The sequence below is a fragment of the Pseudomonas sp. UBA3149 genome (assembly GCF_002364655.1).
GTDB lineage: Bacteria > Pseudomonadota > Gammaproteobacteria > Pseudomonadales > Pseudomonadaceae > Chryseomonas > Chryseomonas luteola.
The window spans coordinates 260,232-272,868 of the sequence record NZ_DEYV01000026.1 but is presented as its reverse complement, the minus strand read 5'-3'; the positions used below and the strand labels follow the sequence as shown (position 1 = coordinate 272,868).

The following is a 12,637-nucleotide window of genomic DNA, read 5'->3' as shown; positions in this document are numbered from 1 at the left end:
CTTTTTTATTGCCTGTCAGGAGATTTTGCTGCCATGCGCCTGCTGGTCGGCATGATAGGAGGAGCGAACCAGCGGGCCGGATGCCACATTCTTGAAGCCCATCTTTTCGCCTTCCTCGGCAAACCAGGCGAAGGTATCCGGATGAACAAAGCGCTGTACCGGCAAGTGATTACGAGAAGGCTGTAAATACTGGCCCAGGGTCAGCATGTCGATGTCATGCTCGCGCATGCGCTTCATGACTTCAATGACCTCATCGTCTGTCTCGCCAAGCCCCAGCATCAGGCCTGATTTGGTGGGGACGTGTGGTACACGCTGCTTGAACTTCTGCAGCAGGTCCAGCGACCACTCGAAATCGGAGCCCGGACGAGATGACTTGTACAGGCGCGGCACCGTTTCCAGGTTGTGGTTGAAGACATCCGGCGGCTCGGTAGCGGTGATATCCAGCGCGATATCCATACGGCCACGGTAGTCAGGTACCAATGTTTCCAGCTGGATGCCGGGAGACAGCTGGCGGATCTCCCGCAGACAGTCGGCAAAATGCTGAGCGCCGCCGTCTCGCAGGTCATCACGATCTACCGATGTAATGACGACATACTTCAGACGAAGGTCGGCAATCGCGACAGCCAGATTTCGTGGCTCATCGACATCCAGAGGCTTCGGACGGCCATGTCCCACGTCACAGAAGGGGCAACGACGTGTACAGATGTCGCCCATGATCATGAATGTAGCTGTACCGCCAGAGAAGCATTCACCCAGGTTGGGGCAAGAGGCCTCTTCACAGACGCTATGCAGCTTATGCTTGCGAAGCAGCTGCTTGATGCGCTCCACTTCTGGCGTCACTGGAATTCGTACGCGAATCCAGTCAGGTTTACGTGGCAGCTCTTCGGTCGGGATGATTTTGACCGGGATGCGGGCAACCTTTTCTGCACCACGCAGTTTGACGCCCATTTCAACTTTCTTGCGCGCAGGCGCTTCAGCGATGGGCGTCTCGACGTTCACACTGTCTTGCACTGTTGTCATGTCAGCTCTTTTCCAGGGTGATCTGGTCAGCATAGCCAAGCTGTGACACGAGCTGCTCACGCAGCCGCTGGGTCACCTCGGCAAATTCGATCGGCCCGGCATGATCGCGTAGCTGGGTCATGGCCAGGCCGGCATAACCGCAGGGGTTGATTCGACGGAACGGCGCCAAGTCCATGTCGACATTCAAGGCCAGACCATGGAAGGAGCGTCCGTTACGGATACGCAAGCCAAGGGATGCGATCTTTGCACCCTTGACATAAACACCAGGGGCATCAGGCTTTGCATACGACTCGACCCCGTAGCTGGCCAGCACGCCAACCAGGCTTTGCTCGATTCGGGATACAAGCTCACGAACCCCCAACCCCAATCGCCTGACATCCAGAAGCAGATAGGCAATCAGTTGTCCCGGACCATGGTACGTTACTTGGCCGCCTCTATCGACCTGTATGACAGGAATTTCATCGGCATTGAGCAGATGCTCGGCCTTGCCTGCCTGCCCTTGGGTGAATACGGCGGGATGCTGTAGCAACCAGACCTCGTCCAGCGCCGAAGGATTGCGCTCGTCAGTAAAACGCCGCATGGCCTGCCAGGTCGGCTCATAGGAGACCAGGCCCAGCTCTCGGAAGCCGAGCGTCTTATCCATTACAGCACCATATGGACGCGGCCGGTGGTACGCAGGTCCGAATGGATCGACTGCAGCTGCTCGACACCGGTAGCACGGATCAGGACCTGTACTGACAGAAAGCGGCCGTTACGGCTATCACGCGTTACCAGCGTCGTAACGTCCAGATCCGGTGCGTGGCGCTGAATGATTTCAACTACCAGATCAGTAAAACCGTCTCCGGCATCACCGATCACCTTGATCGGATAGTTATCGCAAGGAAATTCAATTTTTGGAGCTTGAGTGTCGGTATCAGTCATGGCATTCGCGGGTCTGGGGCCCGAAGGTAGAGACGCCCGCTAAAGCGGGCGTCTTGAGATCAGTTGAACAGTCCGTAGAAGAATAGACGAATGCTATCCCACAACTTACGGAAGAAACCACCCTCCTCGACCGGCTGCAAGGCTACCAGGTCAGCAGTGTGCATGACCTTGTCATCCAGCTTCACTTCCACCTTGCCGATAGGCTGACCCTTGGCGATCGGTGCAGTGATCTGTGGGTTCATAACAATTTCAGCTTTCAGCTTTTTCAGCTGACCGCGGGGCAGCGTCATGGTCAGGTCGTCTGCCAGACCAGCAGAAACCTCATGCTCGGTGCCTTTCCAGACCGGCGCACGCGCAAGCTCTACACCCTTCTTGTAGAAGGACTGGGTTTCGAAGAAGCGGAAACCATAGGTTAGAAGCTTCTGGGTTTCGGCTGCACGGGCCTGCTCACTGTTCGTACCGAATACCACCGCGATCAAGCGCATACCGTCACGAACAGCAGAGGCGGCCAGGCAATAGCCTGCTTCATCAGTGTGGCCGGTCTTCAGACCGTCAACGGTCTTGTCACGCCATAGCAGCAGATTGCGGTTAGGCTGCTTGATGTTATTCCAGAAGAATTCCTTCTGGGAGTAAATGGCATAGTGAGTCGGCTCTTCATAGATGATTGCACGAGACAGTTTGGCAATGTCATGGGCAGAAGAGTAATGGTCCGGGTTAGGCAGACCCGTAGCATTCATGTAATGGGTATTGCTCATACCCAGACGCTGCGCCGTGGTATTCATCATGTCGGCGAACGCGTCTTCACTGCCAGCAATATGCTCAGACATGGCCACGCTCGCGTCGTTGCCTGACTGGATAATGATGCCGTGGAGCAAATCGCTAACCGAAACCTGATTGCCCACCTGAATGAACATCCGGGAACCACCGGTACGCCAGGCATGCTCGCTCACATTGACCATATCGCTTTCCTTGATACGGCCACGCTGGATCTCCAAAGTCGCGATGTAGGCAGTCATCAACTTGGTCAGACTGGCTGGAGGCAGGCGCTGGTCGGAATTATATTCCGTGATGATCTGGCCACTGCTCGCATCCATGAGAACCCAGGACTTGGCAGCAAGCTGCGGGGGCGAAGGAATCATCGGCTCGGCCGCCCAGGCGGCTGGCGCAGCGATGAGCAGAACGAGCAAAAAGACGCGTTGAGCTAAGGTGGTGATGTTCATCCGACTCTCTAATGGTTAAGCAGACTAATTAAACAAGCCCAGAGGGCATATACACAGAGCGTCCTTGCTCCTAATCCGGACGTACCAGCGAGGCTTGCCCCAGATTGGCAAGACGCACGGTATTTTGCAGCTGACTGGCCTCACCCTGCGTGCCGATCGGCCCGAGTCTCACGCGGTGCAGAGTCTGCTGGTTGCGCACGACCGAGCTGATAAAGACCGGGGCAGCTGTCAGCTCGCTGAGTTTGTCCTTCAGGAGCTCCGCAGCGTCCGGGTTGGCGAAGGCGCCCACCTGGAGATACAGCCCACCGGCTTGTGCAGAAGCGTTTTTTTTTGAGTCGATCTCAAGCGGCACAACCGGCGCGGCATGCTGTTGCGGAGGCGGATTATAGGTTTCAACCGTAGCCACTGTCTGTGGTTTTACAGGTGTCGGAGCGGTAGGCGCACGTTGCGGCTGCGCCAGCACCATTGGCATCGGGCGGCCTTGCTGAGCCCACCATTGTGCCGGATCGATACCCTCGACACGCACATGGGCCGTTCCTGTCTCGGCGTAACCAAGCTTCTTGGCAGCCGCAAAAGACAGGTCAATCACACGATCTGAATAGAACGGACCACGATCATTGACCCGAACGATAACGCTTTTGCCATTATCCAGGTTGGTTACACGAACGTAGCTGGGTAGCGGCAGGGTCTTGTGAGCGGCAGTCATGCCATAGAGGTCATAGGTCTCGCCGTTCGCCGTGGCTTGACCATGAAACTTGGTGCCATACCAGGAGGCAGTCCCGGTGACACGATAGCTCGTAGCATCGTTCAGCGGGAAATAGGTCTTGCCCAGCACCGTGTAGGGGTTGTTCTTGATAGGCCCGTAGTTGGGCATCGGAACGGCATCAGGAATACGTGAAACATCCACATCCCACCAAGGAGCACCGTCCTTATGCGGGCGTGAGTAACTACCAGCACTTGCATTGGACCCATAGGTGGTCGGACTTTTTGGGGATGGGCTTGAGCAACTTGCCACTAGCCCTGCCAGGGCAAGACAGGTTGCGGCGGTCAAACCGCGATTAAAATAACTCATTGCGACGCCCCATGCGTATGACGCTCAGCAATAGCCTCCGCCAGCTGATTTACAGCCATGGCATACATGACGCTACGGTTGTAGCGTGTGATTGCATAGAAATTGGGCAGTCCCATCCAGTATTCAGGACCTGCCTCACCGTCCAGCCGGAATGAGGTGACACGCAGGTCATCCCTTAACGGCTCGGATGGATTCCAGCCCAGCGCACGCAAATCTGCCACGCTTTTAACCGGTTCGATACCCTGAACGACACCCTGTTCCACTTTATCGCCACGTACCTGAGCGCGCACCGCCACGTTGCCACCCGCAGTCCAGCCGTGGCGTTTGAAATAGCTGGCGACGCTGCCAATGGCGTCGGCCTTGTCGTTCCAGATATCGATATGGCCACTGTTATCGAAATCTACAGCGTAGGCACGGAAACTGCCTGGCATGAACTGCGGAAGGCCCATGGCACCGGCATAGGAGCCGGTCAAGCTGAGCGGATCGAACTGTTGCTCACGACTCAAAAGCAGGAATTCACGCAGCTGATCTCTGAAGAATGGCGCTCGCTGAGGGTAATCAAAGGCCAGCGTCGACAGCGCATCCAGCACCCGGTAGTTGCCCTTGTTTCGACCATAGAAGGTTTCGACGCCAATGATGGCAACGATGAATTGAGGCGGAACGCCATATTCCCGCTCAGCCTTCGCCAGCGACTCGGCATTTTCGTTCCAGAACGTGACGCCCTGATCGATGCGCTTGTCGGTTACGAAGATAGGGCGGTACTCGCTCCAGGGCTTTACTCGCTCCGCAGGACGAGAAATGGCATCGAGAATACTCTGCTTGCGCTCGACTTCACCGAACAGCTCCTTTAACTGCTGTCCGGCAAAGCCATAGTTGCGCGTCATCTCGTTGATGAAGCTGGCAACCTGAGGCGAATCATCATAGTCGCCGGCCGTTGCGGCGCCCGTAATCCCTATCGCTCCCAGCAGACCGAAGCACTGAAGGCAGCGGCCCATCCATCCAAACGGTGTCAGCATTGCGTCCTTCACTTAAATCACGATTGGGCGATCCACTTCCGATGTGTGTGGATCGCCATCAAAACTCCAAAACCGCACAGCAACGTCACAACGGACGTACCGCCATAGCTGATAAACGGTAACGGCACCCCAACCACGGGCAGCAAACCGCTGACCATGCCAATATTAACGAAGACATAAACGAAAAACGTCATCGTCACGCTACCAGCCAATAGCTTGCCAAACAATGTTTGCGCCTGGATGGTAATCGTCAGCCCTCGCCCTATCAGCAGCAGATACAAGCACAGCAGCAGACATACGCCGACCATGCCGAACTCTTCTCCGAGGACGGCAATGATAAAGTCCGTATGGCTTTCGGGCAAAAAATCCAGATGAGATTGCGTTCCCAGAAGCCAACCTTTGCCAAATACGCCACCTGATCCAATGGCCGCTTTCGACTGAATGATGTTCCATCCAGACCCTAGGGGGTCCATTTCAGGATCCAGAAACGTTAGTACTCGCCGCTTCTGATAATCGTGCATGACGAAAAACCACATGGCTACCGCAACCGGTGCCGCCGCCGCCACTGCACCGATAAGCCAGCGCCACTGCATACCTCCGACGAACAGGACGAAGCCACCCGAAGCGAGAATGAGCATGGCGGTCCCAAGGTCCGGTTGATCAAGGATCAACACAAAGGGGATGCCGATTGTGATCAGGCTGACAACAATATGCTTGAAGCTGGGGGGAAGGCTGCGCTTGGACAGATACCAGGCCACCATCATGGGCATGAGCAGCTTCATGAATTCGGATGGCTGAAAACGTATGACTCCCGGAATATTGATCCAGCGGGTAGCCCCCATGGCGTTATGGCCCATGACATCCACGACCACCAGTAGTGCCACCCCAATGAGATAACCCAACGGCACCCAGCGAGCCATGAAGCGGGGCTCGAATTGTGCAATCACGATCATGGCCACCAGACCCAGCCCGAACGATGTGCCCTGTTTGATAACCAAGTCCCAGCTTTTACCGCTTGCTGAGTAGAGTACAAACAGGCCGACAGCCCCGAGCATGAGCAATATCAACAGCAATGGGCCATCAATGTGCATCCGCTGCAGCAGGGTGGAGCGGCGGCGCATGACGTCGCCTTCGGGTATCGTCCGGTCGAAGTTAGTATTCATGGCTTGGTTGACTCCGCAACAACCGGTTTGGCGTATTCAGCCTTGAGCTTACCGTTTTCATCCAGCAGCCAGGCATCAGCCACTTCCTTAAGTACGGGAGCAGCAATCCCGCTGCCCGATTCTCCGTTTTCAACCATAACGGAGATGGCTATCTGTGGGTTGTCAGCTGGCGCAAACCCTACGAACAGCGCATGGTCACGGTGGCGTTCCTTGAGCGCGGCGGAGTTGTAACGCTCGTTCTGGCGAATCGCGACCACCTGTGCAGTACCGCTCTTGCCTGCGATTCTATAAGCGGCAGTAGCGCCCATCTTGTGCGCTGTACCACGTGCGGCATGAACTACCGCCTCCATGCCCTGAGTGACGCGCTCCCAGTTCGCAGGGTCCTTGAGCAGGATATCCGGCATCGGGTTTGGATCAACGGGCTTTTGATTCTCAATGGTTTTGGCCAAATGCGGGCGAATCCACTTACCGTGGGTGGCAATGAGGCTGGTGACCTGAGCCAATTGCAAAGGCGTTGTCTGCATATAGCCCTGGCCAATTCCCAGGATCAGTGTCTCACCGGGGAACCACACCTGACGGCGCGTGACACGTTTCCACTCCCGAGAGGGCATCAGGCCCGAAGCCTCTTCGAACATATCCAGCGAGACCCGCTGCCCAACGCCAAAACGGCTCAGGTAATCATGCAGCCGATCTATGCCGATCTTGTGGGCAAGATCATAGAAATAAGTGTCATTGGAACGCATGATGGCGGTTTCCAAATCCACCCATCCATCACCACTGTGGTTCCAGTTGCGATATTTGTGATCGTAATTGGGCAGCTGGTAATAGCCCGGGTCAAATACCCGGGTACTGGGTGTCACCACACCGGCATCCAACCCAGACAGTGCTACAGCAGGCTTGATGGTGGAGCCTGGCGGGTATAAACCGCGCAAGACGCGGTTATACAGTGGACGGTCAATGGAGTCGCGAAGCTCTGCATAATCCTTGAAACTGATGCCGGCCACGAACAGATTGGGGTCATAGCTGGGCTGACTGACCATGGCCAGCACTTCCCCAGTACGTGGCTGGATAGCGACTATAGCTCCACGTCGTCCTCCCAGAGCCTTCTCCGCAGCGGCCTGCAGGTTGGCATCCAGCGTCAAAACGATATCCTTTCCAGGCTTTGGATCGGTACGATTCAGAACACGCAGCACGCGCCCCCGCGCATTGGTTTCGACTTCTTCATACCCTACTTGTCCATGAAGCTCGCTTTCATAGAACCGTTCGATGCCGGTCTTGCCGATATGGTGGGTACCGCTGTAGTTGACCGGGTCCAGCTTTTTCAGCTCTTGCTCGTTGATACGGCCGACGTATCCAACCGAATGCGCAAAGTGCTCACCCAGAGGATAATGCCGTACCAATTGGGCAGCGACATCGACGCCCGGCAATCTGAACTGGTTGACTGCAATACGGGCAATCTGGTCTTCAGTCAGCTCAAACAGGATGGGAACCGGCTCGAAAGGCCGCCGCCCCTGCTTCATTCGCTTTTCGAAAAGCTCCTTGTCCTCGGGTTGCAGCCCCAGCACCTCAACAACCGTGTCGAGGGTCTTCTTCCAGTCACCTGCCCGCTCACGTGTCACGGTCAGGCTAAAGCTGGGTCTGTTATCCGCCAGAATGACCCCGTTTCGGTCATAGATCAGCCCCCGCGTCGGCGGAATCGGCTGAACATGCACGCGGTTGTTTTCAGAAAGCGTAGAGTGATAGTCGTACTGCATAACCTGCAGGTAGTACATACGCGCTACCAGCAGGCACGACAAAAACGCAATCACGGCCATGCCGATGAACACGCGCGAACGGACCTGGCGAGCGTCTTTTTCGTGGTCCTTGAGACGAATCGGTTGCGGCATCGACGAGTGGAAACGAGATTACTTGTGGTAAGGGTGCCCAGCCAAAAGCGTCCAGGCTCGATAAATCTGCTCGCCGACCAGAATACGTACAAGCGGGTGAGGCAAGGTCAAGGGTGACAATGACCAACGCTGCTCACTGCGCGCCATGACCTCCGGCGCGAGCCCTTCCGGGCCACCGACCATGAGATTGACGTTACGGGCATCAAGTCGCCAGCGGGAAAGTGTTTCGGCCAGTTGCTCCGTGCTCCACGGTCGACCGCCCACCTCCAGCGTTACTATACGCTCTCCAGGCTGAACCTTTGCCAACATGGCTTCACCTTCCTGACGGATAAGTCTGGCCACATCAGCATTCTTGCCTCGGGTATTAAGTGGAATTTCCGCCAGTTCCAGAGGCAGTTCAGGCGGGAGACGTTTGACGTACTCTTGCCAGCCTTCTTCGACCCAACGCGGCATGCGCGAGCCGACAGCAATCAATCGCACACGCACGGTATCACTTACTCGCCATGGGCTGCGCGACTTTGCTCTGCACCGCGCCAGAGGCGTTCCAGATCATAGAATTCACGGGTAGCCGGCAACATGACGTGCACCACAACGTCACCCAGATCCAGCAGTGCCCATTCACCTGCTTCCAACCCTTCACTACCCAAGGGCTGGACGCCGTTCTTCTTGACCTTTTCCACAACGTTATCCGCCAGTGATTTCACATGACGGCTCGAGGTGCCGCTGGCGATAACCATGACATCCGTCACGCTGGTCTTGTCGCGCACATCCAGCACGGTAATGTCTTGGGCTTTCATGTCTTCCAGCGCGTCAACCGCGAGCTGAACGAGTTGTTCACTTTGCATAACTACGTATAAACCTCATATTCAAGTCGTAGCACGGTACAGGCCGTGCGTTTCGATATAGTTCATTACCGCGTCCGGCACGAGGAAACGTACCGACTTTCCTGCAGCAAGCAGGCCCCGTATTTGAGTGGCAGATACCGCCAGGGGCGTCTGCCAGATGTAGGTGATCTGCCCCGCTGGGCCAGACAGCGCCTGCGGGTCGGACTGCGTACGCGCAGCGATCAGATCACAGAGTGCCTGGGGTGGCTCGCTGTCCGCATCGGGACGCTGCAGGACCAGAATGTGGCAATGATCCAGGAGTTCAGTCCATCGATGCCATCCTGGCAATCCACAGAAGGCGTCCCAGCCCAACATCAGTAAAAGCTGCACATGTGGCCCCATATCCCGGCGCAGCGCTTCAAGCGTTTCGATCGTATAGGAGGGGCGTTCACGTCGAAACTCAATATCATCCACACGCAAATACTCGACACCTTCAACGGCCAATCTGACCATTTCCAACCGCTGCTGAGCCGAAACCTGCGGAGCGTTACGATGAGGTGGACGCGCCCCGGGAATCAGCCGCAACTCATCGAGCCCTAGCTGTTCGGCCACTTCCAGCGCACTGCGCAAATGGCCGATGTGAATCGGATCGAAAGTGCCGCCGAACAATCCGATACGTGTGACCATCAAGAACGAACTTGCCCGTCACCAAGGACGATATACTTTTCGCTGGTAAGACCTTCCAGCCCTACCGGTCCGCGGGCATGCAGCTTGTCGGTCGAAATTCCGATTTCTGCGCCGAGTCCATATTCAAACCCGTCGGCAAAGCATGTGGGCGCATTGACCATCACGGAACTTGAATCCACTTCCGCCAGGAACTGCCGCGAACGACCCAAGTGCTCCGTTACAATGGAATCGGTGTGATGCGAGCCATAATGGTTGATATGTGTAATAGCCTCTTCGATGTCGGCCACTACCTTGATTGACAGAACAGGAGCCAGATATTCAGTACTCCAGTCCGCATCATGAGCAGGGACGGCATTGATGATATCACGCGTGCGCTCACATCCCCTGAGTTCCACGCCCTTTTCCCGCAACGAGGCAGCCATGTTCGGCAAAAAGGCATTGGCAACTGCGGCTTGCACCAGAAGGGTTTCCATCGCCCCGCAGATACCATAGCGATAGCACTTGGCATTGAGCGCAATGCGATGCGCCTTTTCCAGATCGGCATGCTCGTCCACATAAACGTGGCAGATACCATCCAGGTGCTTGATCACAGGCACCCGAGCATCCTGACTGATTCGCTCAATCAGCCCTTTACCGCCCCGGGGAACGATCACATCTACATATTCGGGCATGGAGATCAGGGCACCAACCGCAGCACGATCCGTTGTTTCGACAACTTGAACCGCTGCTGCTGGCAATCCTGCCGAAGCAAGCCCTTCCTGGATGCACAGCGCAATGGCCCGATTGGAGTGAATGGCTTCGGAGCCACCTCGCAGAATTGTGGCGTTACCGGACTTCAGACACAGGCTGGCCGCATCGATGGTCACATTGGGACGTGACTCGTAAATGATGCCAATGACACCCAACGGGACACGCATCTTACCGATCTGGATACCTGAAGGGCGATAGCTCATATCACGGATAGCACCCACAGGATCCGGCAGAGCTGCGACCTGACGTAATCCAGCGATCATGCCATCGATACGCGCTGGGGTCAGCGCCAGACGATCCAGCAGTGCTGAGTCGAGTCCTGCTACGCGACCTGCAGCCAGATCTCTCTCATTGGCCTCAACCAGTAACGGTCGCGCACGATCCAGCGCATCTGCAACAGATAGAAGCGCCTTGTTCTTCTGTGCAGTCGAAGCTCTGGCCAAAAGGCGCGAAGCTTCACGGGCCGCACGGCCCAAGCGGGTCATATAATCGTGCACGGACTCGGTCATGGCAAAAATGAGTTTGGCTGAAAATTAAACAATTATACCGGGGTAAACCCAAGACGGACAGTCATGACATGCAGCCGTCATAGATTGAAAAGCTTTAACGCTTCAGCCCTGGACCCGAAACGGAAGCGCCTGGGTATTATCGAGACGGCGAACCGGTTCCTATTCCACATAACGCCTACTGAACCGCTCATCGCCAGATTAGTCGAAAACGCGTTATAGCAAAGGACCTACCCTCTCTCTCATGACAGCCTTTCTTGCCGACCTGAATGCCTGGTTAAGTGCGCATCCCCATTGGTTGGGAGCTGCCGTATTCATCACGGCCTTTCTCGAGTGCCTCGCACTGGCAGGCCTACTGGTGCCTGGCACCTTTGCCCTGTTTGGCATCAGCGTACTGGCAGGCAGCGGTGTGCTGGGTCTTAGCGAGACCCTTATCCTGGGCTACCTGGGTGGTCTGCTGGGGGATGCCGCCTCGTATTATCTGGGCAGACGATTCCATCAGAATATCCGGAGCCTTCCCGGGCTGCGCACCCATCCAGAATGGATTTCGTCAGCAGAGACCTTTTTCCAGCGCAACGGCATTACCAGCTTGTTGATAGGCCGCTTCATTGGGCCGCTGAGGCCCATGCTGCCCATGATTGCCGGAATGCTGGACATGCCTGTCATCCGCTTTACGGTCGTCAGCCTCATCGCCGCGGCAGGCTGGTCGATAGTATACCTGCTCCCGGGCTGGATGACCGGTGCGGCCTTTCGCCTTCCTCTGCCGCCTGACTTCTGGCCCCAAGCCGGAGTCATAGCCGGCAGTGCAGCCGTTTTGCTTGTATTCATCATGCATGCCACCTTGCGCGAGCGCAGCGGCTCGACCTTCATGATTGCTGTGCTGACCTTTGTGCTTCTGCTTGCCTTGTTACTGGGCTGGCAGCATTTGCGTTCGCTGGATGAAGGCATCATGACCCTCGTTCAGGAGCACCGGCAGCCCTACCTGAACAGTGTTGCGGTCATCATTACCCGCCTGGGCGACTTCCGAACCCAACTGGTCGTGGCAATCATTCTGATCGTGCTGCTGGGAGCGATGCGCCAGTGGCGCGGTATGTTCTTTTCCCTAGGCTCATTGCTGGGAACGGCGGTAGCTAACGGCACACTGAAAAACCTGCTGGCGCGAGCGCGTCCAGACATCCTGGCCGAACCACTGACAACCTATAGCCTGCCTAGCGGACATAGCTCGGCATCGTTTGCCTTCTTCCTAACCCTGGGTATTCTTGTCTCGCGCGGCCAATCCCCGCGAGTGAGACTGACATGGCTGGCCGTAGCCGCCCTGCCCGCTCTCACGATTGCCACAACGCGTGTCTACCTGGGCGTGCATTGGCCCACCGATGTCCTGGCAGGAGCACTGTTGGCGGGCAGTTTCTGCGCCCTGAGTCTGGCTGTCATGCAACGGCAGGCAAGGCTTCAGCCGCTGACGCTTCGCTTCTGGTGGATATTCATTCCAATCATACTCGCGGTCTTCACCTTTGCAGCCGCCTGGGCCTTACCGGTTGCCATAGAACGCTATATGCCTGCTACGTAATAGCC

13 protein-coding genes are annotated in these 12,637 nt (G+C 56.3%); 1 reads left to right on the top strand and 12 read right to left on the bottom strand.

Translation table 11 applies throughout. The features are described 5' to 3' along the window. Positions 1–15: 15 nt before the first annotated feature. The 12 genes from lipA to B3729_RS15735 all read right to left on the bottom strand — a co-directional run bounded on the left by lipA (position 16) and on the right by B3729_RS15735 (position 11,068). The gene (gene lipA / locus B3729_RS15790; RefSeq protein ID WP_085985617.1) at positions 16–948 is read right to left on the bottom strand and encodes a lipoyl synthase; all 933 of its coding nucleotides are present in this window, start codon (positions 946–948) and stop codon (positions 16–18) included. Between the two features lie 73 nt (positions 949–1,021). Beyond that, positions 1,022–1,663, bottom strand: a complete 642-nt coding sequence (lipB, locus tag B3729_RS15785; RefSeq protein WP_286788342.1) for a lipoyl(octanoyl) transferase LipB — start codon at positions 1,661–1,663, stop codon at positions 1,022–1,024. Beyond that, positions 1,663–1,941, bottom strand: coding sequence for a DUF493 domain-containing protein (locus B3729_RS15780; protein WP_010797100.1), 279 nt, complete (start codon positions 1,939–1,941; stop codon positions 1,663–1,665). Before B3729_RS15780 ends, lipB begins: the two co-directional genes overlap by 1 nt. A 59-nt stretch (positions 1,942–2,000) precedes the next feature. Continuing rightward, complete coding sequence (locus B3729_RS15775) at positions 2,001–3,161, bottom strand: D-alanyl-D-alanine carboxypeptidase family protein (RefSeq protein ID WP_010797099.1); 1,161 nt, start codon at positions 3,159–3,161, stop codon at positions 2,001–2,003. A 70-nt stretch (positions 3,162–3,231) separates the two neighbouring features. After that, positions 3,232–4,233 (bottom strand): septal ring lytic transglycosylase RlpA family protein, encoded by a 1,002-nt coding sequence (locus B3729_RS15770; protein ID WP_286788341.1) that lies wholly within the window; start codon positions 4,231–4,233, stop codon positions 3,232–3,234. Next, a complete protein-coding gene (gene mltB / locus B3729_RS15765; protein WP_409438605.1) occupies positions 4,230–5,249 on the bottom strand; it encodes a lytic murein transglycosylase B in 1,020 nt (339 codons plus the stop codon). Before mltB ends, B3729_RS15770 begins: the two co-directional genes overlap by 4 nt. A 17-nt stretch (positions 5,250–5,266) precedes the next feature. Next, positions 5,267–6,370, bottom strand: coding sequence for a rod shape-determining protein RodA (rodA, locus tag B3729_RS15760; protein WP_019364043.1), 1,104 nt, complete (start codon positions 6,368–6,370; stop codon positions 5,267–5,269). Between the two features lie 38 nt (positions 6,371–6,408). Then, complete coding sequence (gene mrdA / locus B3729_RS15755) at positions 6,409–8,298, bottom strand: penicillin-binding protein 2 (protein ID WP_286788340.1); 1,890 nt, start codon at positions 8,296–8,298, stop codon at positions 6,409–6,411. Between the two features lie 18 nt (positions 8,299–8,316). After that, the gene (rlmH, locus tag B3729_RS15750; RefSeq protein ID WP_286788339.1) at positions 8,317–8,784 is read right to left on the bottom strand and encodes a 23S rRNA (pseudouridine(1915)-N(3))-methyltransferase RlmH; all 468 of its coding nucleotides are present in this window, start codon (positions 8,782–8,784) and stop codon (positions 8,317–8,319) included. 8 nt (positions 8,785–8,792) lie between these two features. Continuing rightward, on the bottom strand, positions 8,793–9,143 hold the full coding sequence (rsfS, locus tag B3729_RS15745; protein ID WP_010797093.1) for a ribosome silencing factor: 351 nt from the start codon (positions 9,141–9,143) through the stop codon (positions 8,793–8,795). Between the two features lie 21 nt (positions 9,144–9,164). After that, positions 9,165–9,809, bottom strand: a complete 645-nt coding sequence (gene nadD / locus B3729_RS15740; protein WP_010797092.1) for a nicotinate-nucleotide adenylyltransferase — start codon at positions 9,807–9,809, stop codon at positions 9,165–9,167. Beyond that, positions 9,809–11,068: a glutamate-5-semialdehyde dehydrogenase gene (locus tag B3729_RS15735; RefSeq protein ID WP_286788338.1), complete on the bottom strand. Its 1,260-nt coding sequence runs from the start codon at positions 11,066–11,068 to the stop codon at positions 9,809–9,811. Before B3729_RS15735 ends, nadD begins: the two co-directional genes overlap by 1 nt. A 241-nt stretch (positions 11,069–11,309) precedes the next feature. On the opposite strand from B3729_RS15735, the gene B3729_RS15730 reads away from it, so the two are divergent. Further along, positions 11,310–12,632 carry a bifunctional DedA family/phosphatase PAP2 family protein gene (locus B3729_RS15730; RefSeq protein ID WP_286788337.1) on the top strand — a complete coding sequence of 441 codons (1,323 nt, stop codon included), beginning with the start codon at positions 11,310–11,312 and terminating at the stop codon, positions 12,630–12,632. Positions 12,633–12,637 lie beyond the last annotated feature (5 nt).

What these genes read in the sequence shown, in the direction of transcription:
- B3729_RS15735 (WP_286788338.1), bottom strand. Translation starts at nt 11,068, where the DNA reads ATGACCGAGTCCGTGCACGATTATATGACCCGCTTGGGCCGTGCGGCC.
- B3729_RS15770 (WP_286788341.1), bottom strand. Translation starts at nt 4,233, where the DNA reads ATGAGTTATTTTAATCGCGGTTTGACCGCCGCAACCTGTCTTGCCCTG.
- B3729_RS15780 (WP_010797100.1), bottom strand. Translation starts at nt 1,941, where the DNA reads ATGACTGATACCGACACTCAAGCTCCAAAAATTGAATTTCCTTGCGAT.
- mltB (WP_409438605.1), bottom strand. Translation starts at nt 5,249, where the DNA reads ATGCTGACACCGTTTGGATGGATGGGCCGCTGCCTTCAGTGCTTCGGT.
- nadD (WP_010797092.1), bottom strand. Translation starts at nt 9,809, where the DNA reads ATGGTCACACGTATCGGATTGTTCGGCGGCACTTTCGATCCGATTCAC.
- rodA (WP_019364043.1), bottom strand. Translation starts at nt 6,370, where the DNA reads ATGCGCCGCCGCTCCACCCTGCTGCAGCGGATGCACATTGATGGCCCA.
- B3729_RS15775 (WP_010797099.1), bottom strand. Translation starts at nt 3,161, where the DNA reads ATGAACATCACCACCTTAGCTCAACGCGTCTTTTTGCTCGTTCTGCTC.
- B3729_RS15730 (WP_286788337.1), top strand. Translation starts at nt 11,310, where the DNA reads ATGACAGCCTTTCTTGCCGACCTGAATGCCTGGTTAAGTGCGCATCCC.
- rsfS (WP_010797093.1), bottom strand. Translation starts at nt 9,143, where the DNA reads ATGCAAAGTGAACAACTCGTTCAGCTCGCGGTTGACGCGCTGGAAGAC.
- lipB (WP_286788342.1), bottom strand. Translation starts at nt 1,663, where the DNA reads ATGGATAAGACGCTCGGCTTCCGAGAGCTGGGCCTGGTCTCCTATGAG.
- lipA (WP_085985617.1), bottom strand. Translation starts at nt 948, where the DNA reads ATGGGCGTCAAACTGCGTGGTGCAGAAAAGGTTGCCCGCATCCCGGTC.
- mrdA (WP_286788340.1), bottom strand. Translation starts at nt 8,298, where the DNA reads ATGCCGCAACCGATTCGTCTCAAGGACCACGAAAAAGACGCTCGCCAG.